The 24867-nt window shown below is 65.7% G+C and carries 25 protein-coding genes; 6 read left to right on the top strand and 19 right to left on the bottom strand.

Translation table 11 applies throughout. The features are described 5' to 3' along the window. Positions 1 to 55: 55 nt before the first annotated feature. From mtr to CKJ85_RS07955, 3 genes are all read left to right on the top strand, one after another. Entirely contained in the window at positions 56 to 1486 is a 1431-nt protein-coding gene (gene mtr / locus CKJ85_RS07965) for a mycothione reductase (protein ID WP_095553982.1), read from the top strand. Between the two features lie 326 nt (positions 1487 to 1812). Then, positions 1813 to 2181, top strand: a complete 369-nt coding sequence (locus CKJ85_RS07960; protein WP_095553981.1) for a hypothetical protein — start codon at positions 1813 to 1815, stop codon at positions 2179 to 2181. A gap of 54 nt (positions 2182 to 2235) precedes the next feature. Then, positions 2236 to 2697 carry a hypothetical protein gene (locus CKJ85_RS07955; protein ID WP_095553980.1) on the top strand — a complete coding sequence of 154 codons (462 nt, stop codon included), beginning with the start codon at positions 2236 to 2238 and terminating at the stop codon, positions 2695 to 2697. A gap of 268 nt (positions 2698 to 2965) precedes the next feature. On the opposite strand, the gene map is transcribed toward CKJ85_RS07955, so the two are convergent. The 5 genes from map to dxr all read right to left on the bottom strand — a co-directional run bounded on the left by map (position 2966) and on the right by dxr (position 9369). After that, complete coding sequence (gene map / locus CKJ85_RS07950; RefSeq protein WP_095553979.1) at positions 2966 to 3865, bottom strand: type I methionyl aminopeptidase; 900 nt, start codon at positions 3863 to 3865, stop codon at positions 2966 to 2968. A 52-nt stretch (positions 3866 to 3917) separates the two neighbouring features. Beyond that, on the bottom strand, positions 3918 to 5729 hold the full coding sequence (locus CKJ85_RS07945) for a penicillin-binding transpeptidase domain-containing protein (protein WP_095553978.1): 1812 nt from the start codon (positions 5727 to 5729) through the stop codon (positions 3918 to 3920). Positions 5730 to 5791: 62 nt separating this feature from the next. Then, positions 5792 to 6952, bottom strand: a complete 1161-nt coding sequence (gene ispG, locus CKJ85_RS07940; protein WP_095553977.1) for a flavodoxin-dependent (E)-4-hydroxy-3-methylbut-2-enyl-diphosphate synthase — start codon at positions 6950 to 6952, stop codon at positions 5792 to 5794. 29 nt (positions 6953 to 6981) lie between these two features. Next, entirely contained in the window at positions 6982 to 8190 is a 1209-nt protein-coding gene (locus CKJ85_RS07935; RefSeq protein ID WP_095553976.1) for an RIP metalloprotease, read from the bottom strand. A 12-nt stretch (positions 8191 to 8202) separates the two neighbouring features. Next, complete coding sequence (dxr, locus tag CKJ85_RS07930; protein ID WP_095553975.1) at positions 8203 to 9369, bottom strand: 1-deoxy-D-xylulose-5-phosphate reductoisomerase; 1167 nt, start codon at positions 9367 to 9369, stop codon at positions 8203 to 8205. A 229-nt stretch (positions 9370 to 9598) separates the two neighbouring features. Here dxr and CKJ85_RS07925 point away from each other — a divergent pair, with 229 nt between their 5' ends. Continuing rightward, positions 9599 to 10165 (top strand): DUF2631 domain-containing protein, encoded by a 567-nt coding sequence (locus CKJ85_RS07925; protein ID WP_095534807.1) that lies wholly within the window; start codon positions 9599 to 9601, stop codon positions 10163 to 10165. 143 nt (positions 10166 to 10308) lie between these two features. On the opposite strand, the gene rlmN is transcribed toward CKJ85_RS07925, so the two are convergent. The 3 genes from rlmN to frr all read right to left on the bottom strand — a co-directional run bounded on the left by rlmN (position 10309) and on the right by frr (position 13070). Next, positions 10309 to 11412 carry a 23S rRNA (adenine(2503)-C(2))-methyltransferase RlmN gene (gene rlmN, locus CKJ85_RS07920; RefSeq protein ID WP_095277440.1) on the bottom strand — a complete coding sequence of 368 codons (1104 nt, stop codon included), beginning with the start codon at positions 11410 to 11412 and terminating at the stop codon, positions 10309 to 10311. A 69-nt stretch (positions 11413 to 11481) separates the two neighbouring features. Then, entirely contained in the window at positions 11482 to 12306 is an 825-nt protein-coding gene (locus CKJ85_RS07915) for a phosphatidate cytidylyltransferase (protein ID WP_233127001.1), read from the bottom strand. A gap of 206 nt (positions 12307 to 12512) precedes the next feature. Continuing rightward, entirely contained in the window at positions 12513 to 13070 is a 558-nt protein-coding gene (gene frr, locus CKJ85_RS07910; RefSeq protein WP_095277445.1) for a ribosome recycling factor, read from the bottom strand. A gap of 71 nt (positions 13071 to 13141) precedes the next feature. Here frr and CKJ85_RS07905 point away from each other — a divergent pair, with 71 nt between their 5' ends. Continuing rightward, positions 13142 to 14263, top strand: coding sequence for an amidase (locus tag CKJ85_RS07905; protein WP_095553973.1), 1122 nt, complete (start codon positions 13142 to 13144; stop codon positions 14261 to 14263). Between the two features lie 192 nt (positions 14264 to 14455). Here CKJ85_RS07905 and pyrH read toward each other — a convergent pair whose 3' ends face one another. The 3 genes from pyrH to rpsB form a co-directional block, all read right to left on the bottom strand. Continuing rightward, on the bottom strand, positions 14456 to 15139 hold the full coding sequence (pyrH, locus tag CKJ85_RS07900) for a UMP kinase (protein WP_222428211.1): 684 nt from the start codon (positions 15137 to 15139) through the stop codon (positions 14456 to 14458). A gap of 242 nt (positions 15140 to 15381) precedes the next feature. Then, positions 15382 to 16200, bottom strand: a complete 819-nt coding sequence (gene tsf / locus CKJ85_RS07895) for a translation elongation factor Ts (RefSeq protein ID WP_095536760.1) — start codon at positions 16198 to 16200, stop codon at positions 15382 to 15384. Positions 16201 to 16459: 259 nt separating this feature from the next. Then, positions 16460 to 17419, bottom strand: a complete 960-nt coding sequence (gene rpsB, locus CKJ85_RS07890) for a 30S ribosomal protein S2 (protein WP_095534810.1) — start codon at positions 17417 to 17419, stop codon at positions 16460 to 16462. A 294-nt stretch (positions 17420 to 17713) separates the two neighbouring features. Here rpsB and CKJ85_RS07885 point away from each other — a divergent pair, with 294 nt between their 5' ends. Further along, positions 17714 to 18223 (top strand): M23 family metallopeptidase, encoded by a 510-nt coding sequence (locus tag CKJ85_RS07885; RefSeq protein WP_095553972.1) that lies wholly within the window; start codon positions 17714 to 17716, stop codon positions 18221 to 18223. A gap of 9 nt (positions 18224 to 18232) precedes the next feature. On the opposite strand, the gene xerA is transcribed toward CKJ85_RS07885, so the two are convergent. The 8 genes from xerA to rplS all read right to left on the bottom strand — a co-directional run bounded on the left by xerA (position 18233) and on the right by rplS (position 24788). Beyond that, positions 18233 to 19132, bottom strand: coding sequence for a site-specific tyrosine recombinase/integron integrase (xerA, locus tag CKJ85_RS07880; RefSeq protein ID WP_095553971.1), 900 nt, complete (start codon positions 19130 to 19132; stop codon positions 18233 to 18235). 11 nt (positions 19133 to 19143) lie between these two features. Further along, the gene (locus tag CKJ85_RS07875; RefSeq protein WP_095553970.1) at positions 19144 to 20337 is read right to left on the bottom strand and encodes a DNA-processing protein DprA; all 1194 of its coding nucleotides are present in this window, start codon (positions 20335 to 20337) and stop codon (positions 19144 to 19146) included. Next, a complete protein-coding gene (locus CKJ85_RS07870; protein WP_095534814.1) occupies positions 20334 to 21869 on the bottom strand; it encodes a YifB family Mg chelatase-like AAA ATPase in 1536 nt (511 codons plus the stop codon). The genes CKJ85_RS07875 and CKJ85_RS07870 overlap by 4 nt, the downstream gene beginning before the upstream one ends. Further along, positions 21856 to 22281: a YraN family protein gene (locus tag CKJ85_RS07865; protein ID WP_095553969.1), complete on the bottom strand. Its 426-nt coding sequence runs from the start codon at positions 22279 to 22281 to the stop codon at positions 21856 to 21858. Before CKJ85_RS07865 ends, CKJ85_RS07870 begins: the two co-directional genes overlap by 14 nt. Before the next feature lie 200 nt (positions 22282 to 22481). Then, on the bottom strand, positions 22482 to 22790 hold the full coding sequence (locus CKJ85_RS07860; RefSeq protein ID WP_095277469.1) for a DUF2469 domain-containing protein: 309 nt from the start codon (positions 22788 to 22790) through the stop codon (positions 22482 to 22484). After that, positions 22787 to 23443 (bottom strand): ribonuclease HII, encoded by a 657-nt coding sequence (locus CKJ85_RS07855; protein WP_095553968.1) that lies wholly within the window; start codon positions 23441 to 23443, stop codon positions 22787 to 22789. Before CKJ85_RS07855 ends, CKJ85_RS07860 begins: the two co-directional genes overlap by 4 nt. Positions 23444 to 23458: 15 nt before the next feature. Further along, complete coding sequence (lepB, locus tag CKJ85_RS07850; RefSeq protein WP_095277473.1) at positions 23459 to 24148, bottom strand: signal peptidase I; 690 nt, start codon at positions 24146 to 24148, stop codon at positions 23459 to 23461. Positions 24149 to 24440: 292 nt separating this feature from the next. Beyond that, positions 24441 to 24788 (bottom strand): 50S ribosomal protein L19, encoded by a 348-nt coding sequence (gene rplS, locus CKJ85_RS07845; RefSeq protein ID WP_095277476.1) that lies wholly within the window; start codon positions 24786 to 24788, stop codon positions 24441 to 24443. Positions 24789 to 24867: the final 79 nt, after the last annotated feature.

Raw genomic sequence — 24867 nt, 5'->3', positions numbered from 1 at the left:
TCAAATCCCAATTGTCCCAAACTCAACATAGACGTATATATAGAGGAGTCATCGCATGACCAATCAGCACACCGAGCACACCGAGCACACCGAGCACACCGAGCACTATGACCTCATCATCGTCGGCGCCGGCTCCGGCAACAGCGTGCTCACGCCGGACTTCGACGACAAAAAAGTCGCCATCGTGGAAGAGGGCACGTTTGGTGGCACCTGCCTCAACGTCGGCTGCATTCCGACGAAGATGTTCGTCCTTGCCGCCGATACTGCACTCCAGGCCCGCGAGGCCGATCGCCTCAACGTGGATCTGGAATATCGCGGTGCCGACTGGAAGGCCATCCAGCAGCGCGTCTTCGGGGATCGCGTGGACCAGATCGCGGCCGGCGGCGAAGCATACCGACGCGGCGACGAGTGCCCGAACGTGACCGTGTACGACATGCACGCACGGTTCGTGGGGCCGAAGACGTTGGTGACGGGGCAAGGGGGCGCAGAGAAGCGAATCAGCGCCGACACAATCATCCTGGCCGTCGGCGCGCGTCCGTTCATCCCCGAGTGGGCCGAGGGCGTGCCGTTCCACACGAACGAGGACATCATGCGCCTGCCGGAGCTGCCGAAGTCGCTCACGATCGTGGGCGGTGGCTTCATCGCCATGGAGTTCGCGCACATCTTTGACGCGCTTGGCTGCGAGGTGACCATCGTGAATCGCTCGCCGCTCATGCGCGCGCTCGACGCCGACATCCACGAGCGCTTCAACGCACTTGCCACCGAGCGCTTCACCACCCACATCGGCCGTACCGTCACGTCCGCACGCGGCGACGAGCACTCGGTGGAGCTCACGCTTGACGACGCCACCGCCATCACCTCCGAGGCCCTCCTCATCGCCACCGGGCGTGTGCCCAACGGTGACCGACTCGACGCCGCCGCCGGTGGCGTCGAGGTCCGCGAGGACGGGCGCATCGCGGTTGACGAGTACGGCCGAACCACCGCCGACGGCGTCTGGGCTCTCGGCGATGCCTCTTCCCCGTACCAGCTCAAGCACGTGGCCAACGCGGAGCAGCGCGCGGTGACCCACAACGTCATTGCAGCGATGAAGGGTTCCGACGACTTCGTGCCGATGCCGCACCAGCACGTACCTTACGCCGTGTTCACGCACCCGCAGATCGCGTCGGTGGGCCTGACCGAGCGGGAAGCTCGCGACGCCGGACACGAGGTCACCGTCAAGGTCCAGAATTACGGCGATGTGGCCTACGGCTGGGCACTCGAGGACACGACCGGTGTGGTGAAGCTCGTCGCCGACCGCCAGTCTGGCAAACTCCTGGGAGCTCACCTCATCGGACCGCAGGCCTCCACCCTGATCCAGCAATTGGTCACCATCATGGCGTTTGACCTGGACTTGCGTGAAATTCCGCGCCGCCAGTACTGGATCCACCCGGCGTTGCCGGAAGTGGTGGAGAATGCGCTTTTGGGCCTCGACCTGGACTTTTACTAATTTTAGACCGTTCGTCCACCCCCGTTGTGGGGGATGTAACACTTTTCCAGGAAAACATAGAATCGAGCAGCAAAAACCCACGTCAGATAATGGTTGTGTAACAGGAACCCCAAAAGCCACGATACGAGAGGCCCCATTTTCACGTTTCTTGAAATTTTTTCGCGGTTCACTTGTGCATTCATGCCGTCTATCCATTAGTGTGGTTTTTCGACACCGGGATCCGAGTCCATCGGGCTTGTCATTCGGTCCTAGGAGCTTTGGCCCCTGGATTTTCTCCGTTAATCCCCGGACGTCTTGCAAGTACTATCAGAGAAGGATTTCGTTTCATGCGTAATTTCCGTAAGGCAGCCCTCGCAGGCGCAACCGCAGTCGCCCTGGCTTTCGGCTCCACCACCATTGCCGCAGCTGAAGAGACTGCCGCCCCGGAGACCAACAACCAGACCCCGGCAGACGCCCAGAAGCCGTCCGCTTCCACCAAGATCGGCGCTTCCCTCGACGCCTACGACAAGGACGGCAACGCTATTGGCGCCGACGGCGAGGCCATCTTCGGCTCCGACAAGACCGGCTTCGGCGAGCAGCCGGGTTGGGCAAAGGCTTTCTACGCCACGACCATCTTCGCCGCTGTCTCCGCACTGGTCGGCCTGGTTGTCGGCCCAGCCTACAACTTCGTTGTCCACGGCCTCCCGAACATGTAAGTCGCGGAATTCCGCACACAACAACTAACGACTTTCTCGAAAGAAGGAACATCAATGCGTAACTTCCGCACCGCAGCAGTTGCTTCCGCAACCGCACTGACCGTCGCTTTCGGTGGCGTCGCTGTCGCCTCCGCTGAGACCACGGAGACCCCGGCGACCACCGAGGCTTCCTACGTAAAGCCGGCCGTCCGTCCGAAGGCCGAGACCGAGAACAAGGACAACTCCGTCGCATTCAAGGGCTTCGACGGCCGCGAGGGCGACAAGTCCTTCAACGAGTCCATCTCCGACGGCACCGAGGGCCTCTTCAACGGCAAGGGTTCCTCCCACTACGTCAACGATGCGGATAAGCCGTTCTACGGCGTTGACGCATTCGGCAAGGAGAAGAACGCCGAGGCTCTCCCGCAGTGGGCTCGCATCTGGATCGACGGCACCATCGTCTCCGCGATCGGCGCTCTCGTTGGCCTGGTCATCGCAGGCTTCAACTTCGCTTCCTACAACGGCCTGATCAAGCTGTAAGAAGCACTGCTCAGGGCCTCGGGTCCTAGCATAGAATTACCTCCCCACCGTCTCGGTGCGGGAGGTTTTTTCGTGTGCTTTGGGGGGGTTGTCTCAGCTGCCTGGAACACGAACGTTTTGTCCGCTCCCGTGCATGGCGCTAGCTCCAAGTACGAACTACCGCGGAGGAAACCCCAGGTCGTGGTGTTCCCCGCCGACCACATGGAGCTAGCGCCATGTGCAAAGCCGCGCCGTCAAGATCAAGACGCGGCCACGGAGAAGAACCAACCTAGCTCCCCAGCATGAGCTGACCGGCGGCGTACTGCTCGTCCGGGATGGTGAGGATCTCGTTGCCGTCGTCGGTGATCACCAGGGTGTGCTCGAACTGCGCCGTGAATTCCCCGTCTCGGTTCTGCACCGTCCAGCCGTCGTCCCAGATGTCGTATTCGAGCCCTCCGAGGTTGATCATCGGCTCCACGGTGAGCGTCATTCCCGGCTCCAGCACATCACGGTACGTATCGGAGTCGTAGTGCAGCACAACCAGACCGTTGTGGAAGGTAGTGCCCACACCGTGACCGGTAAAGTCCGTGACCACGTTGTAGCCGAAGCGCTGCGCGTAGGACTCGATCACGCGGCCGATCACGTTGATCTCGCGGCCAGGCTTTGCCGCCTTGATGCCGCGCATCGTCGCCTTGTACGTACGCTCGACCAGGTCCCGGTGTTCCTGCGACACCTCACCAGCGAGGAAGGTCGCATTCGTATCCCCGTGCACTCCGTTCTTGTACGCCGTGACATCGATGTTAACGATGTCGCCTTCCTCAATCACCGTCGTATCCGGAATCCCGTGGCACACGATCTCATTCAGCGACACGCAGCAGGACTTGGTAAACCCGCGGTACCCCAGCGTCGACGGGTACGCGCCGTGGTCACACATGAACTCGTGCGCAATCCGGTCGATCTCATCGGTAGTCACCCCAGGCTCCACCGCCGCGCCAGCCACAGCAAGCGCGTTCGCCGCAATTCTCGACGCCTCGCGCATACGCTCCACAGTCTCAGCCGTCTGCACGAGCGGCTCGCCCACGTTCTCCTGAACGTCGTCCTTCCACGCGTACTCCGGACGCTCGATGTCCTTGGGCACCTTGCGGATCGGTGTCTGCTTTCCTGGCTTCAACTTTCCTCTTGCACTCATGCGCCCCATGGTAGTCCCCAAGTGCGCAAACCCCGATTCGCGCCGACCCGCGTTACGGGTTGAGGTTGTGCAGCATCCGGTCGGTCACCGCGACCGCCGCTTCGGAGCCTCCGCCAAGCACGATGAGGGTGGCAAAGGCGATGTCATCATCGGCCCTGTACCCGGCGAACCAGGAATGTGAGCCGCCGTTAATTTCCGCCTCACCGGTCTTGCCGCGTATATCCCCGCCGGCGGTCATCCCCGTCGCCGTACCGCCCGGGGCCGTCACGGCCGCCATCATCTGCTGTAGCTGAGCGGCGACTTCCGGAGCCATCGGGCCCACCTGGCCGTCCACTTCCGTTTCCTTCCCCTGGATGAGGAATGGGACCGGCATCTGGCCGTGTGCAGCCGTGGCCGCGACCAGAGCCATGCCGAAGGGGCTCGCCAGATCCAAGCCCTGGCCGTAGCCGGACTCGGTGCGGTCTAACGGCTCCTCGCCCTCGGGGATCGACCCGGTAATGGTGTCCAGCCCCGGAATGTTCATGTCCAGCCCGAGCCCAAACTGCTTGCCCGTCTCCTGCAGCTCTCCGGGAGCAAGCTGGGTCGAAATATCGGCAAACGAGGTGTTACAGGAGTGCGCGAACGCGGACTCCAACGAGACGTTGCCCAGGCTGAACCCGGCGTAGTTGGTCACGGTCCTCCCGAACAGGTTCATCGTGCCCGGGCACGGCACCGTTGATCCGGGGTTCAGACCCTGCCGCTCCATCCCCGCGGCCGCAGTAATGATCTTGAACGTCGAACCCGGTGGGTACTGCCCCATCGTCGCGACGTTGCCGTCCGCGTCGGCAGCGGGGGTCTGAGCCACAGCCAGGATGCCGCCGGTGGACGGGCGGATAGCCACGATCATCGCCTGCTGGCCCGCAACCGGCTCCAGCGCAGACTCGGCTGCCTGCTGCACCCGGTGGTCCAGGCTGATGTGCACGGCGGGCGCAGGCGCGGCGTCTTCACGCTCCAGCTCCTCGTAGGCCGCCCCGTTCTCGTTCACCACGCTCACGTTCCAACCCGCGTCGCCCTCAAGGTCGTCGCGGACCAGCTGGCTGACCCGCGCCATGATGTCCGGGGCGAACGCGGGGTCGGCGTTGACCATCGACGCCTCTTCGTTCAACCGAACCCCCGGGATGCCGTTGAGCTCGTGCTCCACGACCCCCTTCGCGGCCTGGGGGATCATGGCAGCGGAATAGACGCCACCTGCGCCTTCAAGTTCTTTGGTGAGCTCGCCGGCGTCGCGAAGCGGCACCGCGCGATCCGCCTCGTGGCCCGCGGCGAGGGCCTGAGAGATCTTGAACGCGGTGTCCGGCACGGAGCCGATCGCGTCCTTGTCCACCAAGAGGCGGTAGGCAACGCCGGGGCGCAGGAGCTCGACGCCGTCGGCAGACACGACGCTCGCCTCCTTCGGCGTGATCGAGCGCAGCTCCAGGTGCTGGTTGGCGCCAAGGCGCGGGTGAAGGACGCTCGGCTGCCAACGCACCTGCCAGTTCTCACCCGACTGCGTGAGCGTCATCTGGCCGTCGTAGTTGAGCTCGCGGCCGCGGGGCAGCTTCCAGTTCATGGAGTAGTTGGCCGTGGCGAGGTTTTCTGTCTGGCTCACGCTGGTTATCCGGGCGTCGAGTGCCTCGGCCTGGAGGCCGTCCCAATTCTCGTTGATGGAAGTGGCGGCGGTCGAGGGGTCGTCGACAAGCGCATCGAGCTCCCCCACCTCGCGGGACGCGATCGCTTCAAGCATCTCCTGTGCCACGGGTTGCGCATCGTTGGGGCGCGGGGTGCATGCGGCGAGCGCGGTGGTAAGTACAGCCGCGCCCGTGAGCAGGGCGAGGAGTCGTTGCATGGGATAAAAATAGCAGCGCCGGGCACTCGCCCGACGCTGCCACGCTCACAGCACGCTTCGGTCTAGTTAGCGACCTTGACCTCGGCGCCGCCGTCGCCCTTCTCCATGCCCTCTTCCTCCGCGATTCGGTTCGCGTGGCGGATCAGGGTCTCCACGATGTCGGCCTCGGGGACGGTCTCCACGACCTCGCCCTTGACAAAGATCTGGCCCTTGCCGTTGCCGGAGGCGACGCCCAGGTCGGCGTCGCGAGCCTCACCCGGACCGTTGACAACGCACCCCATCACGGCGACGCGCAGCGGGTACTCCAGGTTCTCCAGACCCGCGGTGACCTCCTCGGCGAGCTTGTACACGTCCACCTGCGCGCGGCCGCACGACGGGCAGGACACGATCTCCAGCTTGCGGGGGCGCAGGTTGAGCGACTGCAGGATCTGGTCGCCCACCTTGATCTCCTCCACCGGGTCAGCGGAGAGGGACACGCGAATGGTGTCGCCGATGCCCTGCGAGAGCAGCGCGCCGAACGCGACGGAGGACTTGATGGTGCCCATGAACTTCGGGCCTGCCTCGGTCACGCCGAGGTGCAGCGGGTAATCGGTCTTCTCCGCCAGCTGACGGTACGCCTCTACCATCAGCACCGGGTCGGAGTGCTTGACAGAGATGGCGATGTCGCCGAAGCCGTACTCCTCGAACAGGCCGGCCTCGTAAATCGCCGACTCAACGAGCGCCTCCGGGGTGGCCTTGCCGTACTTCTCCAGCAGGCGCTTGTCCAGCGAACCGCCGTTGACACCGATGCGGATCGGAATCCCGGCCTCGCCCGCCGCCTTCGCCACCTCCTTCACACGGCCGTCGAACTCCTTGATGTTGCCCGGGTTCACGCGGACCGCAGCGCAGCCGGCATCAATGGCGGCGAAAATGTACTTGGGCTGGAAGTGGATGTCCGCGATCACCGGGATTGGGGACTTCGCCGCAATGGCCGGCAGCGCGTCCGCGTCCACCGTCTTCGGGCACGCCACGCGGACGATGTCACAACCGGTGGTGGTCAGCTGCGCGATCTGCTGCAGCGTCGCGTTAATGTCGTGCGTCTTCGTCGTGGTCATGGACTGCACCGAGATCGGGTGCTCGGAGCCCACGCCCACGTTCCCCACCATCAGCTGGCGGGTCTTGCGTCGCTCCGCCAGGGTCGGTGGCGGGCCTTCAGGAATACCTAATCCGATGGGGAGATTCATAGTGCCCAACTCTAGCACCGCACGCGAGCTCAGCCAGCGAGGCGGATCGGGTTCACCACGTCCGCAGCCATAACAAAGAGACCCACCACAAGCAGCGCCGCAGCCATGGCGTACGTCACTGGCATCAGCTTCTGGTAATCCGCCGGACCGCCGGGTCCGAGCCCGCGCAGCCTGCGGACGAGGTCGCGCACCTTTTCATACAGCACCACCGCGATATGCCCGCCGTCCAGCGGAGGCAGCGGCACGAGGTTAAACAGGGCGAGGAAGAAGTTCATGCTGGCCAACATCATCCAGAACATGGACCACAGGTCCTGCTGGACCAGCTCACCGCCAGCGCGGGAGGCGCCGATCACGCTGACTGGGCCGTTGACGTCGCGCTCCGCGCCGAAGATGGATGCCACGACGCCCGGGATCTTGCTCGGGAACGCGAGAATGCCATCGACGGTTGCGTGCAACATTTGACCGGTAAATTTCGCGGTCGCCGGGACCGCCTCAAGCGGCCCGAACTGGCGCATCGCGTCCGCAAACGGCGCACTCGTCACACCGATCGCGCCCGCGTCGAACTCCTGCCCACTGGCGGGGTCGATGCGCTTCACGCGCGCAACGGGCACGTCGACGGTCAGCTCCGCGCCGTCGCGGAAGACGTCAAGCGCCACCGTTTCGCCGGGTCGCTCCATGACGTAATCGCGCACTTCCGTAAACGCGACGATGTCCTGGCCGTTGACAGCCAGCAGCTTGTCCCCCGGGCGGAGGCCGGCTTGCGCGGCGGGCCCGTCGCCCTCGCACGGGGCGAGTGTCTCCGCGTCGATCTGGTCGGAGGTGCACGACAGCTCACCCACCGTGGGCGTGCGATCCGCGTACGGGTTCGGGATGGCGGCGAGAACGGCCACGAAGTAGGTGATGATGACGCCGATGAACAGGTTCATCACGATGCCGCCGGACATCACCGCCACACGCTGCCACCACGGCTTTTTGTACATGGCCAGCGGGGCCTCGTCCGGGGCTAGCTCGTCCTGCGCGGTCATGCCGGCGATGTCGCAAAAGCCGCCAAACGGCAGGGCGGCTACGCCGTACTCAGTGTGCCCGCGGGTGACCGACCACACCGTCGGCCCGAAACCGATGAAGTAGCGGCGCACGCGCATTCCGAAGCCGCGGGCCACCGCCATATGCCCCGCCTCATGAAGTGCAATCGACACAGCAATGCCGAGCGCAAACAGGACGACACCAATGATGCCCATGGGCGTTCCCTCTTACTGTTTGCGCGCCAGCGCGTCCGCGGTTTCCGCCGCGCTCCGGCGCGCCTGCGCGTCCACCTCGAGGATCCCCTCGACGCTCGTCGGGGTGTGCGCATAGCTGCTCGCGGCGTCAAGCACGGCGTCGATCGTGTCCACGATCTGCGGGAAGCGGATCCTCCCATCAAAGAACGCGTCGACGGCCACCTCGTTCGCGGCGTTGTAGATCGCCGGGTACGGGTCGCCGGCGCTCGCCACCTGGCGTGCAAGCTCCACTGCCGGGAACGCCTCGTTGTTCAGCGGTTCGAAAGTCCACTCCGATGCGGTTGTGAAGTCCAGCGAGGGCTGCGCGCCCGCGACGCGGCCGGGCCACGCGAGGGCGTGCGCGATCGGCATCTTCATCGACGGTGGCGAGGCTTGCGCGATCGTCGCGCCGTCGATGAAGGTGACCATGGAGTGGACGATGGATTGGGGGTGGACGGTGACGTCGATAAGCGATGGCTCCACGTCAAAGAGCAGGGACGCCTCGATGAGCTCGAGCCCTTTGTTCACCATGGTTGCGGAATTGATCGTGTTCATCGTGCCCATCGACCAGGTGGGGTGAGTGACGGCCTGTTCCGGCGTGACGCCCCACATCTGCTCGCGAGTCTGGCCGCGGAACGGGCCGCCGGATGCGGTGAGCACGAAGCGGGCGACCTCGTCCCGGCGGCCCGCGCGCAGTGCCTGCGCCATCGCGGAGTGCTCCGAATCCACCGGTACCAGCGCGCCCGGCTTCGCCTCCCGCAGCACGACCTGGCCGCCGGCCACGAGCGACTCCTTGTTCGCCAGCGCCAGCACGGCGTCGCTGCGCAGGGCAGCGATTGTCGACGCCAACCCCGCCGCCCCAACAAGCGCGTTGAGCACGACGTCCGCGGCTTGTGATTCGGTGAGCTGCCGGGCCGCGTCCTCTCCGGTGAGCACGGCTCCGCCGAGGGCCTGACCAACCTGCGCCGCGGCGTCCTCGCGCTGGACAGCGACTTGGCCGGGCTGGAGCCCAAACTCCTTCGCCTGCGTGATGATCGCCTGCGGGTCGCGTCCGCCGGCAGCGATTCCGACCACCTGAAAGGCGTCGCGGTTGTCCTGAATAACCTCGCACGCCTGGGTGCCAATTGATCCGGTTGAGCCGAGAATGACAATTCGTTTCACCCCGCCATTGTTGCACGCCCCGGTGCGGCCGCTCGACGGGTGGACCGACGGCCGGCAGATCGGACGAAAGTTTGCACCTATTAGGGGTACAAAGTCACCGATTGCCACGGAAGTATGACAATATAGTCCTCAGAATTGTTTCCTGCTCCGGCTGCGATTCCGTTTGCGCTGCGCAAAGCGCACTGCGGAAGGGCGCGGGCCGAAGCATTTAGCGCTGACTTGAAGGAGTATGGCAGTGGCCCACGCGAACGAAAAGGCACCTGAGGTGTACAACGGCGTTTCCGAGGCAGACGTCCCGTCTGCACGCTTCGGTTGGAGCGAGCAGAGCCGCGGCACGATCCAGGCCGCCGGTTGGGTGTCCGTTCTGGTGCTCATCGCCTACAACTTTGGTAACCACAAGGGCCACGTTGAGACCATCTGGCTCATCGCCATTGCCGTCCTCATCGCCCTGGGGCTGATCCTGCACGCGACGCAGCCGAAGCTGAACCAAAAGCGCACCGTCACCGCCCACAACAAGCCGCAGGGCCACGTCGAACCGGACTGGTGCTACGACCAGAAGACCCTGTCCGGCGCGTACGCCAACCTGGACGAGCGCCAGCTGCGCGCCCTGAACATCGACCCGGCACGCATCCAGCACCTGCGCGCACCGCAGCAGGCCGTTGCCGCCGGTGACCGCCACGCCACCACGGCCGGCTCCGCCGCCGTGCACAAGGACGGCGCCGTCCACGTGAACCGCGCGGACCACGACGTCGAGGTCGTCGAGGTCACCCCGCGCGGCAAGCACGCCGCGCAGTAGCCGCAGCAAGGCAAAGGGCCGATCCCGGGAGACGGGATCGGCCCTTTTTATGCTTGGATTGCGGGCGGTCAGTCTCCTAGCGCATTCGCCGCCCACATGACGAGAACAGTCCGCGGCGCCGGGGACACACGTGCGGACCCGGCCTACCCCGCCTGCTCGTCGGCAGCGAGCTGGCCGCAGGCTGCGGCGATTTCCTGGCCCTTCGTGTCGCGCACGGTACAGGTAACGCCCTGGGCGATCACTCGGCGGACAAACTCGTCCTGCCGGTCGCGCGGGGACGCGTCCCACTTGGAACCCGGCGTCGGGTTCAACGGGATCAGGTTCACGTGGACGCGGGACCCGAGCGCGTTGTGTAGCTTCTTGCCCAACATGTCCGCGCGGAAGTCCTGGTCGTTGATGTCCCGGATCAGCGCGTACTCGATGGAGACGCGGCGACCGGTCTGATCCGCGTAGTAAGACGCGGCGTCGAGCACCTCCGAGACGGCGAAGCGATTGTTGATGGGCACGAGGGTGTCACGCAGCTCGTCGTCAGGCGTGTGCAGCGACACGGCGAGAGTGACGGAGAGGCCCTCGTCGGCAAGACGACGGATCTGCGGCGCGAGCCCGACGGTGGAGATGGTGATGTTGCGCTGCGAGATGCCAAACCCATCCGGGCTGGGCTGGGTTATCTGGCGGACTGCGGAGAGCAGGCGGTTGTAGTTGGCCAGCGGCTCGCCCATGCCCATGAAGACGATGTTGGACAGGCGCGAGCCCTCCGCCGCCATCATCGCGGCGGCGGCGCGGACCTGGTCGACAATCTCCGCGGTGGACAGGTTGCGGTCCAGACCGCCCTGGCCGGTGGCGCAGAACGGACACGCCATGCCGCAGCCCGCCTGGGAGGAAATGCACAGCGTCGCGCGGTCCGGGTAGCGCATGAGCACAGACTCCAGCAGGATCCCGTCGTGCAGGCGCCACAAGGTCTTGGTGGTGTCGCCCTCGTCGGTTTCCACGGTGCGCACGGGGTTGAGCAGGGTTGGGAACAGCGCGTCCTTGACCAGCTGGCGCTGAGCCTCGGGGAGGTCCGTCATGGTCAGCGGGTCCGCCTCAAACTTGCCGTAGTAGTGGCGCGCGATCTGGTCCGCGCGGAACTTCGGCAGCCCGAGCTCCTTGAGGGCCTCGACGCGTTCCTCTTTGGTCAGGTCCGCAAAGTGCTTCGGCGGCATGCCGCGCTTCGGGGAAAGGAGTTGGATCTTGGGTACGTCGCTCATAGTGTGCCCTATTTTGGCACGTAACCCGCGTCTTGACTAATCTCCGCGGCCCGTTCGCTGCCAGGGCTGCTACAGGGGGTTCATGATCGCCGCGGCGTTGAGCAGCATGTAGGTCGCGCTGGCAGCCGGCAGCATGCCGTCCAGGCGGTCCATCAGCCCGCCGTGTCCAGGAAGCAAGTTCGACATGTCCTTGATTCCCAGCTCGCGCTTGAACTGGCTCTCCACGAGGTCGCCCATGGTGGCGCAGAGGACGAGCGCAACGCCCCACACCACGCCCATCCACCAGGGCCCCTGGATGAGGAAGTGCACCACCGCCATGCCGGTGATCACGCCAAACACCACGGAGCCGGCGAAGCCCTCCCACGACTTGTTCGGGCTGATCGCGGGCGCCATCGGGTGCGAGCCGAACATGACGCCCGCGGCGTAGCCGCCGACGTCGTTGGCCACGACGCAGAGCATGAATGCGGCGATGAAGCGGCTGGCGGGGAGGGCGCCTTCGTCGATAAGCGAGATCATCGCGGCGAAACTCCCGAAGAGCGGGATCCATACGAGGACGAAGATGCCCACACCGGTATCGCGCAGGTAGTTCTCGGGCTTGGCGTGGCGGCCGTTGGGGAACAGCCGGTAGAACATGAGGAAGAGGACCGTGAACGCGAACCCCGTGACCAGGCCGGCCGTCTCGTACGTGGCAGAGGCCCACAGCATGATCTGCCCCAGGATGACCAGGAGCGTGCGCGGCTGCTGGTACCCGGCTTCGCGCAGGCGCGTGAGCACTTCCCACATGGCCAGCGCCACCGCCACGGCAACAAGCGGGTACCAGGCCAACGGGCCCACCAACAGCGCACCGATTACCAGCGAGCCGAGCACCACCGCCGTCGTGATCGCAGCGGTCAGGTCGCGCCCCGCATTGTTCTTCGGCGTGGGCGCCTTGAGCCTTAACGACGGCCACCTGGACCTCTCCGCAACCCTCCGGTTGTCAAGATCGCTCTGCTCGTTGCGGTGTGGTTGCACTGGCTCCTCGCTTCGGTCTCGGCCGGCACCACGGCGCGATGTCCACGGCGGGCCTCAGTTGGCGGATAGTTGCGCGACTGTGCGGGAGGTTAGACCTCCATCAGCTCGTCTTCCTTGCGCTGCACTAGCTCGTCAATCTGCGCGACGTAGCCCTGTGTGGTCTTGTCCAGGGACTGCTCGGCGGTCTTGACCTCGTCCTCGCCGGCGTCGCCGTCCTTCTGGATCTTCTTCAGCTGGTCCATGCCCTGGCGGCGGACGTTGCGGATGGCAATCTTGCCTTCCTCGCCCTTCTGCTTCGCGTGCTTGACCAAGTCCTTGCGGCGCTCCTCGGTGAGCTGCGGCACCGTGACGCGGATGACCTGGCCGTCATCGGTCGGGTTTACACCCAGGTCGGAGTTGCGGATCGCGTTCTCAATCTCCTGGAGGGTGGACATGTCATAGGGCTTGATCAGCAGCATGCGCGGCTCCGGCACGGAGATGGTGGCCATCTGGTTGATCGGGGTCGGCGCACCGTAGAACTCCGCCATGACGCCGTTGAACATTGCGGGGTTGGCGCGGCCGGTACGGATGGTGACCAGCTCCTCGCGGGTGTGCTCCACCGAGGAAGTCATGCGCTCTTCTGCGTCCAACAGGACATCATCAATCATGGTTTACCTACCTTTTGCTCGTTAACGTTCCCCACTAATCTACCAGCGCTCGCCCCGCCTACACTGTTGCCATGCAGCAATCGGCGTTCTCCTTCCGCGCTCCCCTGGCGCCCCCGCCCGTCGACGCCGCTGCCGCTCCGTCCCGCACCAGACTCGCGGGCTGGGACATCCCGGTAAAGGACTCCGTTGACGTCGCCGGCTGGCCCACCACCAACGGCAACCCCGCCCGCAGCTACGTGGCGCGCCGCACGGACGCCATCGTGCCCATGCTTCTCGACGCCGGCGCGACCATCCCCGGCAAAACACTCACCTCCGAGCTGGGCGCCACCTGTTACGCCGAGCGCCCCGGCGTCCCGGTGCTCGAGTCCCCAGCGTTCCCCGGCCGCACCCCTGGCGGCTCCTCCACCGGTGCCGCGGTTGCGGTGGCGGAGGGCCAAGTCCGCGCGGCGCACGGAACGGACGCGGGCGGTTCGCTGCGTGTGCCCGCCGCGGCGTGCGACATCGTCGGCTTCAAGCCCGCCTCGCCCCGCGTCGCGGCGCACGGCTTCCTTACCCACACCGTCGCCGACCAATGCACCATCTACGGCATGCGCCCCACGCATCCGCGACGCTTGCGGGTCGGGGTGCTTCTCGACGCCCTCCTCGCCCCCTCCCATCTCTCACCCACCCGCGCGGACGCGGTGGACCAGCTGGCGGGGGCGCTCTCCCTCCACCACGACGTCGTCCCGTTGCGCGCCTACGCCCAGGCGGGCGACACCTTCGCGCACTTCTCCCGCCGCATTAAGCGCTCCTTCACCAGCGTTGACCCGCTGGACAGCGAGTACCTCCAGTGGCTCACACAGGAGGGGGCGCGCGTCACCCGCGCCCAGATGCGCGGCGTCCGCGAGCACCTGGACGTGCTCCCGCATCTGCTTGCCCAGCAGTGGGACGTCGACGTAGTCCTCTCTCCCACCCTGGCCTTCGACCCGCCGCGATTGGGGTACTTCCCGTCCTTGTCTCCCGAGGAGAGCTTCTACCAGCAGACGGTCTGGTCGCCGTGGTGCTCGGTGTTCAACGTCACCGGCAGCGCCGCGATCGCGATCGGAGGCATCCACCTGGGTGTACTCGGGAGCGCGGCGCGCCCCGCCGTCAACGCGACGGAGCTGCTCAACCTCGCCTGGCAGGTGGACGGGCTCCTGGGGCGCGAGGGGTAAGTGGTGATCCTGGGGCGGCGCGCACATGACGAGAGTGCGTAAAATTTCCCCGGCCGCCGAGCCCTGGCCGACAATTCCCCAGGTGGGACGGTCTGGGTAAATCGTTTCTGCGGAAATCTGTCACACGCCTTGGTAACAAGGAAGCCCCGGCGGTCAACACCGCCGGGGCACACTCCCAAACCGAGAAGACGCCTAGGCCACCAAGGTCCCAATCTGCTCACCGGCAACGGCGCGGGCGATGTTGCCCTCCTTGAGCAGGTTAAACACCAGGATCGGCATGTTGTTGTCCATGCAGAGGGAGAACGCGGTGGCATCCGCCACCTTGAGGCCCTGCTCAAGCACCTCGCGCGGCGAGATCTCAGTGAGCAGGTTGGCGTCCGGGTTGGTGCGCGGGTCATCGTCGTAGACGCCGTCGACACCCTTGGCCATCAGCAGGACCTCACACCCGATCTCCAGCGCGCGCTGCGCAGCGGTGGTGTCGGTGGAGAAGTACGGCATGCCCATGCCGGCGCCAAAGATGACCACGCGGCCCTTCTCCAGGTGGCGGGCGGCGCGCAGCGGCAGGTACGGCTCAGCGATCTGCGCCATGTTGATGGAGGTCTGCACGCGGCAGTCCACGCCCTTCTGCTGCAAGAAGTCCTGCAGGGCCAGGCAGTTCATGACGGTGCCGAGCATGCCCATGTAGTCAGAACGCGCACGGTCCAGGCCGCGCTTCTGCAGCTCCGCTCCGCGGAAGAAGTTGCCGCCGCCAATGACCACGGCGACCTCGGTACCCGCCTTGGCCACCTCAGCGATCTGGGAGGCGACGCTGTCCACCACGTCCGGGTCGATGCCGACCTTGCCGCCGCCGAACATCTCACCACCAAGCTTGAGCATGACGCGTTTGAATCCGTTGCGGTTGAGGGCGAAATCAGTCACGGTGTGACACTCCTTATGCACAAATGCCGGGTGGTGAATCGAAAGCTTGCGTATTCGCACCCGATTCTAACCAGTTCCCCCGCAACCAGGTAAATGCACTGCAAAGAACGCGAAAGCGCCCCGCCCCGGTTTCCCGGGGGCAGGGCGCTAGAGCGGAATAGGCTCGACGGGGCTCACGGCATCGTCGATAAGCAGATTGCTTACGCCTGGCCGACCTCGAAGCGCACGAAGTCGGTGATCTCGATGCCGCTCTCCTCCGTGAACTGCTTCACGGTCTTCTTGGAGTCTGCGAGGGACGGCTGGTCCAGCAGCACGACGTCCTTGTAGAAGCCGCCCATGCGGCCCTGGACGATCTTCTCGATGGCAGCCTCGGGCTTGCCCTCGTTGCGGGTGATCTCCTCCTGCACCGCGCGCTCCTTCTCCACGACCTCGGCCGGGATGTCCTCCTGCTTGAGGAAGCGAGCCTTCATCGCGGCGATCTGCAGAGCGACCTGGTGAGCGGCCTCCTCGTTGTCACCGGTGTAGGCAACGAGCACGCCCACGGCCGGCGGCAGGTCCGCGGAGCGCTGGTGCAGGTACTTCGCAACGTTGTCGCCCTCGACGGTTGCGGCGCGGCGCAGCTCGAGCTTCTCTCCGATTTTTGCGGACAGGACCTGCAGCGCCTCGTGCGCGGTCTGGCCGTCGACGTCAGCGTTTGCCAGCTCCTCCTGGGAGTTCGCCTTCACAGCGGCAGCGGCGTCGGCGATCTTAGCGGCGAGGTCCTTGAACTCCTGGTTCTTGGCCACGAAGTCGGTCTCTGCGTTAATCTCCACGATGGTGTTGCCGGAAACTGCAACGAGGCCCTCGAGGGCGTTGCGCTCAGCGCGCTTGCCCACGTCCTTTGCGCCCTTAATGCGCAGGTTCTCAACGGCCTTCTCAAAGTCGCCGTCGGTCTCCTGGAGTGCCTTCTTGCAGTCCATCATGCCGGAGCCGGTGATCTCGCGGAGCTTCTTCACGTCTGCTGCAGTGTAGTTCGCCATGTTGGGGCGATCCTCCTCGTAAGGTTTGTGCAATTTTGGGCAGCTTATCGGCGCCCACGCGCCCACAAGCAACCAAAATTGGCTGTGATAAGTAATCGTGTAAAGGGTAGCCGACTTTGCGTGAGTCGGCACGCTAGGAAATGCTAGCAGCCCTTGGATGCACTACACCCCGCGCTTCGCTCGCGTCCCGGCCCAGTGAAGTGGGGCGGACGTGAACCGAAGACGCGGGGTGCATGTGTCAGGGGGTTGCCGATTCGGCTTAGGACTCCTTCTCGGAGTTCTCCTCCTGCTCAGCCTTCTCGGCCTTCTCAGCCTCGGCTGCCTGCTCAGCGGCGCGCACTGCGTGCGGCTGCTCAACCGGTGCGACCTCCTGCGGCGTTGCTGCCTCGGCGGCAGCGGCGGCCTTGGCCGCGTCGGCAGCGGAGACATCGTCGGAGGACGCTGCGTTCGCAGCAGCCTCGGATGCCTCGGCCTGCAGCTTGGCGTCATTGTCGCCTGCTGCGTCGCGGGCGGCTGCCAGCTGGCGCTCCTCGCGCTGCTGCTTACCGGCCACGACTGCCTCGCCCACGATGTGGGTGAGCAGCTTCACGGCGCCGATGGCGTCGTCGTTGCCCGGGATCGGGAAGTCAACCAGGTCCGGATCACAGTTGGTGTCCAGCACAGCGACAACGGGGATGCGCAGTTTCTGCGCCTCGTTGACGGCGATGTGCTCCTTGTTGGTATCCACAATCCACAGCGCGGACGGCGTCTTGGTCATCTCAGAGATGCCGCCGAGGACGCGCTCAAGCTTGGTGCGCTCGCGGGTGAGCATGAGGATTTCCTTCTTACCGCGGCCGGCGTAGCCGTCCTCGGCTGCGTCCATCGCCTGCAGTTCCTTCATGCGGGCGATTCGCTTGGACACGGTCTGGAAGTTGGTGAGCATGCCACCGAGCCAGCGGTGGGTCACGTACGGCATGCCGACGCGCTCTGCCTCTTCCTGGATCGGCTCCTGTGCCTGCTTCTTGGTACCGACGAACAGGAGGGTGCCGCCGTGCGCAACGGTCTCCTTGACAAACTCGTATGCCTCGTCGATGTAGGTCAGCGTCTGCTGCAGGTCGATAACGTAGATGCCGTTGCGATCGGTGAAGATGAAGCGACGCATCTTCGGGTTCCAACGACGCGTCTGGTGGCCAAAGTGCACACCTGCGTCGAGGAGTTCGCGCATGGTTACGACTGCCATGGGAATGTCTCCTTTGGAGAAAATAGTTCGGTTAATACTGGTCAAACGTGCGGGTTTTTATCCCACACCCTGGCACCGTGCCCGCCTCGCGCCCTTTCAAGGGACCGTTGCTCGGCTGGCGTTTGTCGGCGCGCGGAGTCAGCCTCACGCAAGGCGCGGACTGCCCGAGTGAGTATACGCACCTCAGGCCCAAAATCATAATTGCGCTGCGCGGTTGTGGATAACCCCCAGCACCTATCCACAGATTTTTCGTTTAGGGTTTCTTTGCACCGTTTGTTGTGGTGTAACTGAGGCATGTATCGCTTCACGACGCCGCGCCCACCCCTCACCGCCCTCATCCTCGCTACCATCACGCTCCTCATCTCCTGCCCGCCGGCCCTCGCGTGGGTGGACCCCACCACCGGCACCGCGCACGCTTCCCGTGTGACCCGCCCCGCGGACATCCCGGAGAAGAACTGGCAACCCGGCCACCGCGGCGTCGACCTTGCCGCCCGCCCCGGCGACCCCGTCCTTGCCGCCAGCGACGGCACCGTCCACTACGTGGGCACGATTGCCGGCACACCTGTCGTCTCCATCGCCCACGCGGATGGAATCCGCACAACCTACCAACCCGTACGCACCGAGCTACGCAAGGGGGACCCCGTCGGCGAGGGCGACATCATCGGCGCGCTCGCCTACTCCCCCGCCAACGCGCCCAACCGGCACGACGGCCTGCATTGGGGCGCGATCGTGGGTAAGGAGCGCTACATCGACCCGCTTTCGCTCCTCTCGGCCCCGTTGATCCGGCTCAAACCCGTCCCCTAAACCAACCCCCTACGCCCGTGGATGCGCCTGCTCGTAGACCTTGCGCAGCCGTTGGGCGGAGACGTGGGTGTAGATCTGCGTGGTCTGCAGGCTAGAGTGCCCCAACATCTCCTGCACCACACGCAGGTCCGCGCCGCCCTCCAGGATGTGGGTGGCCGCGGTGTGGCGAAGCGTGTGGGGTGAGACGTCCGCGATCCCGGCGCGCTCGGCAGCCCGCTCGACGATGCGCCGGACCTGACGCTGGTCAATCCGCCCGCCGCGGCTTCCCACGAAGAGCGCGTCGGTGTCGGCGGCGAGCTCTTCGCGGCCCTGCTCGAGCCAGTCCTGCACGGCCAGGCTGGCCCGCTCACCAAAGGGCACGGTGCGCTGCTTGTTGCCCTTACCGGTAACCTTTGCCGTCTGCCGGGCGAAGTCGACGTCCCCAGTGTTCAAGCCGGTGAGTTCGCCGACGCGGATGCCGGTGGCGTAGAGCAATTCGAGCATGGCGTGGTCACGGAGCGCCTCGGCGGGGTGCGCGTCGTCGGTTGTGTCGGCCTCGACAAGGTCCCCAGCGCGCGTGGCGCTCACCACTGTGGGCAGGGGCCGCTGGGATTGGGAGGTGACCAGGCGTGCCGCGACGTCGCGGGGAAGCAACCCCTGTTTGGTCGCCCACGTGGAGAAGCTGCGGGCGGTGGCGGTGCGTCGGGCGAGAGTGGAGCGTGCTTTGCCGGCGCGGGAGGCGTCGGCAAGCCAGGTGCGCAACGTGTCCAGTGTGAATTCGTCCAAGGTGGTGACGTAGCTGGACAGGCTGCGCAGGTCCGCCTCGTAGGCCTTCACGGTGTTGCTGGAGCGGTTGCGCACGTCGCGGGCGTAGTCGGCAAAGTCCGCGACGGCGGCAAGGAATTGCGACTCGGCACTGAAGTCACTCATGCCCCAGGAGTTTACGCACTCTCCTTGCTGCGCACCGCGCGGGACCACTGCCTGCGCTCACGCTGGACCAGGCCGCGTCGCTCGAGTTCCATGAGGAGGTGGACGGTGAGACCCGTGCTCAACCCGGCGTCGGCGGCGATACGCTCGGCGTCGCGCCCCGCTGAGGCGGCGGGCGGGGTGGCATCAAACACGCGGAGTTCGTTGTGGCTGAGCTGCTGGATCGGGTCTGCCTGAAACTGCATCTCCAGCTGCCCCTCCGCGTCAATCTGGCCAATGTGACCGCACTGCTCGTGGATCTGGTCTCCGCTGAGCACCATCGTGGCGTTCCCGGCGCGGATGGCCAGGTTAGTGCCGAGCGAGTTGGGCCCGAGTATTGACCCCGGCACCGCCATTGCCTGCCGGTTGTAGTAGCGCGCCCACTTCAGCGTGTTCAGCGCGCCGGAGCGAAACGCCGCCTCGACCACCACGCTGCCCTGCGTCAGTCCGGCGACGAGCCGGTTGCGCGTGAGAAAGCGGTGCCGATCCGGCGTCACGCCCGGCGGGTATTCCGTCACCAGCGCGCCTCCCGCGGCGACGATGCGCCGGAAGAGCTTTTCGTTGCGCTTCGGGTACACCACCCCGGGCCCGCAGGCAGCCACCGCGATGGTCGGCGCGCCCGCCGCGAGCGCGGTCTCGTGCGCCACCGTGTCGATGCCGATCGCCCCGCCAGAGACAACGGTGTAGCGCTGCTTGGCCACCGAGCCCACGAGGTCTTGCGTGGCTTGATGCCCATAGCTACTCGACGCTCGCGTGCCCACAAAGGCCACCGACTGCGCGACCAGCGCCGCCAGGTCGGTCGCACCGCGCACCCACAGAGCGTGCGGGGCCGACCCGTCTGCGATGGCGAAGTCCATGTTTTCCCGGCTGTGCAATGCCCCCGCGACAAAGGACTCCTCGATGCGCTCGCTCGGCCACCCCGCGTGTTCCGGGGTGAGCAAGCGGTAGCCGTGCTCGTGCGCTGTCTCCAGGTCCGCGACCGGGCGGTCCCAGTCGTACCGGCGCTCCGTCGTGCCAGCCAGTGGGCCGAGCCAGCTCGCCCGGGTGCGGATGCCGCGGGCGATCTCGTCGGCATCGCGGCCGGCGCGCAGCATCTCCTGGAGGTGGCGGGAGGGGCCCTCAATTACTCGGGAGAGGTAGGCCCAGGACTCAAGGTTGCTGGGTGTCATGCTGCCTCCTCCTCTGGCGCGGGCGCGTGCATCTCCGCCGCCCGCGCGACGTGGTCGATGTCAGGGGTGTCGGCAGCCTCGAGGTCGGCGAGCGTCCACGCCAGCTTGAGCACCTTGTCCACGCCACGCTGCGTCAGCTCGCCGTGCCCGAGTTTGTTGGAGAGGAAGATCATGCCGGTCTCATCGGCCGGGTAGTGCCTCCGGATCAGTGTCGACGCCACCGCGCCATTGGTCGCGGCCTCCTCCCCACCGACCCCAGCCTGAGCCCAGCGGCTGGCTGCGCGTTCCCGCGCCGCGGCGACGCGGTCGGCGATAACGGCGGACGGCTCGGCGTCCTCCGGGCTGAGCACCGCCGATTGCGCTGTCGTGCGCACGTACAGGTCCAGCCTGTCGCGCAGCGGGCCGGAGATGTTGGCGAGGTGCCGCGCCCGCTCCCCCGGTGTGCAGCGGCACTGCGTTGCCTCCCCGCCGCAGGGGCACGGGTTCGCAGCCAGGATCAGCTGGAAAGCGGCCGGGTACCGCACGGTCCGGCGCCCGCGCTGGAGCTGCACCTCCCGCTGCTCCAGCGGAATGCGCAGCGCGTCCAGAACGCGGGCGGGGATCTCGGAGGCTTCGTCGAGGAAAAGCACGCCGCGGTGAGCCTGGCTCACCGCTCCCGGCAGCGGGATGTGCGCCCCGCCGCCCAGCAACGCCGCCTTGGTCAACGACGGGTGCGGCGCGATAAACGGCCGCTCCTGCACAAGCGCGCCTTTGGCGATACCCGCGGCCTGGTGCAGCGCCGTGCATTCGATCCGTTCGGCGTCGGTGAGCGGGGGCATAATCGACGGCAGCCGCTCCGCCAGCATCGACTTCCCGGACCCGGGCGGGCCCACCATCATCAGGTGGTGGCCACCGGCGGCGGCGACTTCCATCGCCCGCCGCTCAAGGACCTGGCCGGCGATGTCCGCGAAGTCGAGCGCAGCCGCCCCGCTCCCCGAGCGCGCTGAGGTGCCGGGGGCAACGGGGTGGAGCGGCGTGGCGTCGAGAAGCCAGCTCCACACGTGCGTGAGCGAATCGGCGGTGAACGTGCGGGGATCGGCGATGAGTGCCGCCTCATCGGCGTTGGCCGTGGGGACGACGATCGTGTCGATGTCGGTGCGGCTGCGTGCTTGCAGGAGCATCGGCAGGATCGCTTCGACCCGGCGCAAGGTGCCGTCGAGGGCGAGCTCACCGAGGAAGAGGGTGCGTCCGATGGTGCGCTGGGTGCGCGGGTCCATACTGCCCAGTACCGCCAGGGCGACGGGCAGGTCGAAATGCGATCCGGCTTTGGGCAGGTGCGCGGGCGAGAGCGAGACCATGATCTTGGTGCGCGGCCACGGCAGCGAGGCGTTGGCTACAGCGGTGCGGATGCGCTCGCGGGATTCTTTCACGGCGGCGTCGCCAAGTCCGACCATGTGGACGCCGGGTAGACCGGGGCCGACGTTGGCCTCCACGGTGACAGGGTGGGCGACGACGCCCTCAACCGTCGCGGTTTGGGTGCTAGCAAGCGCCATCTTCGACCCCCTCGAAGCGGTGGAAGTGCAGCTGGGTGCCGTCAAAGACCGCCTCAACCACGTCGAAGCGCGCCCACCGTGCCTCGGGCAGGTGGTGCTGGCTCAGCCACTGCCCGGCGCAGCCCCGCATCGTGGCGAGCTTGCGGGGTGTGACCGACTCCGCCGCGCCGAACGCTGTGCCGCGGCGCGTTTTGACCTCAAGGAACACGATGGTCCCGTCCTGCGCGCGAAGCACCGCGTCAATCTCACCTGCCTTCACGCGGGCGCGGTGCGCGAGCAGCTGGTAGCCCAGCTCCTCGTACCACGCGATCGCGCCCGCCTCCCCCGCATATCCCAGCTCGTACTGGTCATTCAGGCCGATCGGCGGCCCGGATCGCTGGTGCGGGTCGTGGTGTGATGTGTGATGGTGCATGGCCCCTCCTGAGAGTCCGTGTCTTACTGTGTCTGAACGTTCGTTGCTTTCAGTGCGGGTGTAAAACCCCGTACTTAGTTAGACTCCGGAAAAGGGGCCGCGGTTCCATCACAAACGAAAAAAGTGGCGCAGGATACTGCGCCACAGGTGTTGCTTCGCGGTCGTCGCGCCCCGATGAGGGAAGCGAGCAACGGTGGTGTTTAGCGGTCTGGGAAGGTCAGGTCGGGCTTGTCCAGCTCCTCAATGTTGACGTCCTTGTAGGTGATGACGCGGACGTAGCGCACGAAACGCACGGCACGGTACATGTCCCACACCCAGCAGTCGGACATGCGGACCTCGTAGTACACGTCTTTGCCCTCGGTGTGTGGGATCAGCTCGACCGCGTTGGCCAGGTAGAAACGGCGGTCCGTTTCCACCACGTAGGAGAACTGGCTGGCTACGTCGCGGTACTCCCGGTACAGCGACAGCTCCACCTCAGACTCGTAGTTGTCCAGTTCCTCAGCGCTCATGCAAGCACCCCTTTTTCGTAACACTCGATCGCCTGCTTGACGTTTGCATAACTATAGCGGTGTTCCGGGGTCGCGCCGTGGCGGCGCACCGCATCCATGTGCGCCTTCGTGCCGTAGCCCTTGTGTCCCTCCAGCCCGTAGCCGGGGTACTGCTGCGCCATTTGCGTAATGAGCCGATCGCGACTCACCTTGGCCAGGATGCTCGCCGCCGCAATGCACCGCGCCGCGGCGTCCCCTCCGATCACGGGAAGTTGCGCGGCCGGCATACCGGGCACGCGGAAGCCGTCCATGAGCACGTAGCCAGGCTGGATCTCTAGTTGGGCTACGGCGCGGCGCGCGCCGTCCAGGTTGGCGGCCTGGATGCCGCGGTGGTCAATCTCCTTAGCCGAGATATGCACGATCCCGTACGCCAAGCTGCACTCTCGAATGGGGTCGAAGAGCAACTCGCGGCGGCGCGCCGTGAGCTGCTTCGAGTCGGTCAGGCCCTCGAGCTCCTTTACCGGGCGCGTCGGGAGCACGCACGCGGCGATCGTAATCGGGCCAAAGCAGGCACCCCGCCCTGCTTCGTCCACGCCGGCTACCGGGCCGAGCCCGGCGTTGTCCAGCGCTACCTCGTAGGTGCGCAGCTGTTTGAGCCTGCGGACACGAGCCATCGACAGCGGACCAGCCTACTGCTGGATGTCCGGGCTCTCCACGCCGCCGAAACGGTTCAGCGGGAAGACGATGCCGAGGACCTTGCCGCGGATGTTCTCACGCGGAATCGTCCCCTCTTCGCCGTCGCCCATGTGGTAGCGGGAGTCGGAGGAGTTCGTGCGGTTGTCGCCCATCATGAAGTAGTGGTCTTCCGGCACTTCGAGCGGGCCAAAGTACTGTCCCCCGCACGCGTCGGAGCCGGTCGACGGGTCCACCGGGTAGTACGAGGGTGTCATAATGTAGTCCTGCTGAATCGGCTGGCCATCCACCATGACGGCCGGGTCGCCCTCCTGGCAGGACACGGTCTGCCCGCCCTCGGCGATGATTCGCTTGACCAGAGTGTTCTCGTCCTTAGGCACGAGGCCCACCCACGAGCCAACTTCCTGCACGCCGCGGATCACCGGGTTGTCGGAGCGGTTGGTCTCAAACCCGGTGTTCCACGAGTCCGTGCCCTTGAAGACGATCACGTCGCCGGGCTCCGGGTCATCAAAGGCGTAGGTGAGCTTCTCCACGAAGATGCGGTCCCCCGACCCGTTCTCGCCGTGCAGGGTGGGCTCCATCGACCCGGACGGGATCACGTACAGGCGCCCGATGAAGGTCTGGATGAGGAAGATGAACACGAGCGTCAGCACGATGACCATGGGGATTTCCACGTACCACGGCATCTCCTTGGACTCCGAAGATTCCGAGGATTCCGACGAGCCAGACTTCCCCGGCTTGCCCGCCTTCCCCTGAGCGACACGGTCTTCCGCCCCGGCGCGCGCGCCGGAACCGGCCGGTACAGAGGGCACCGTCGTGTCACGCGGGTACTCCGACTCTCCCCTGCCTGGGTTTGAGCCGCTTACTGGTCCATTCACGTTCGTCACCTCGCATACTCTAGCAGCGCCGGTCCCCCGGACATACAAAAACGCCCCGCCCACCGAATCGAGTCAGTGAGCGGGGCGCCGGTGCCGCAGACTAGCGACGCTCCTTAATGCGGGCTGCCTTACCGCGCAGATCGCGCATGTAGTACAGCTTCGCGCGACGGACGTCACCCTTGCGAACAACCTCGATCTTCTCGATGTTCGGGGAGTGCACCGGGAAGGTACGCTCAACGCCGATACCGAAGGAGACCTTACGCACGGTGAAGGTCTCGCGGATGCCGCCACCCTGGCGACGCACAACGAAGCCAGTGAAGACCTGGGTACGGGTCACCGAACCCTCGATCACCTTCACGTGCACGTCAAGCGTGTCGCCGGCGCGGAAGTCCGGGATGTCATCGCGCAGCTGACCTGCGTCTACAAGATCAATAATGCCGTTGCTCATATGAAGCAATCCTTTACGTTTAAGGACAGAGGACCCTAGCGGCTTCTCCCAAACGGGCGCTCGGCTGGTTCATGTCGCC

The sequence above is a fragment of the Corynebacterium sp. NML 150383 genome (assembly GCF_002285085.1).
GTDB lineage: Bacteria > Actinomycetota > Actinomycetes > Mycobacteriales > Mycobacteriaceae > Corynebacterium > Corynebacterium gottingense.
This window is presented reverse-complemented; position numbering and strand designations above follow the sequence as displayed.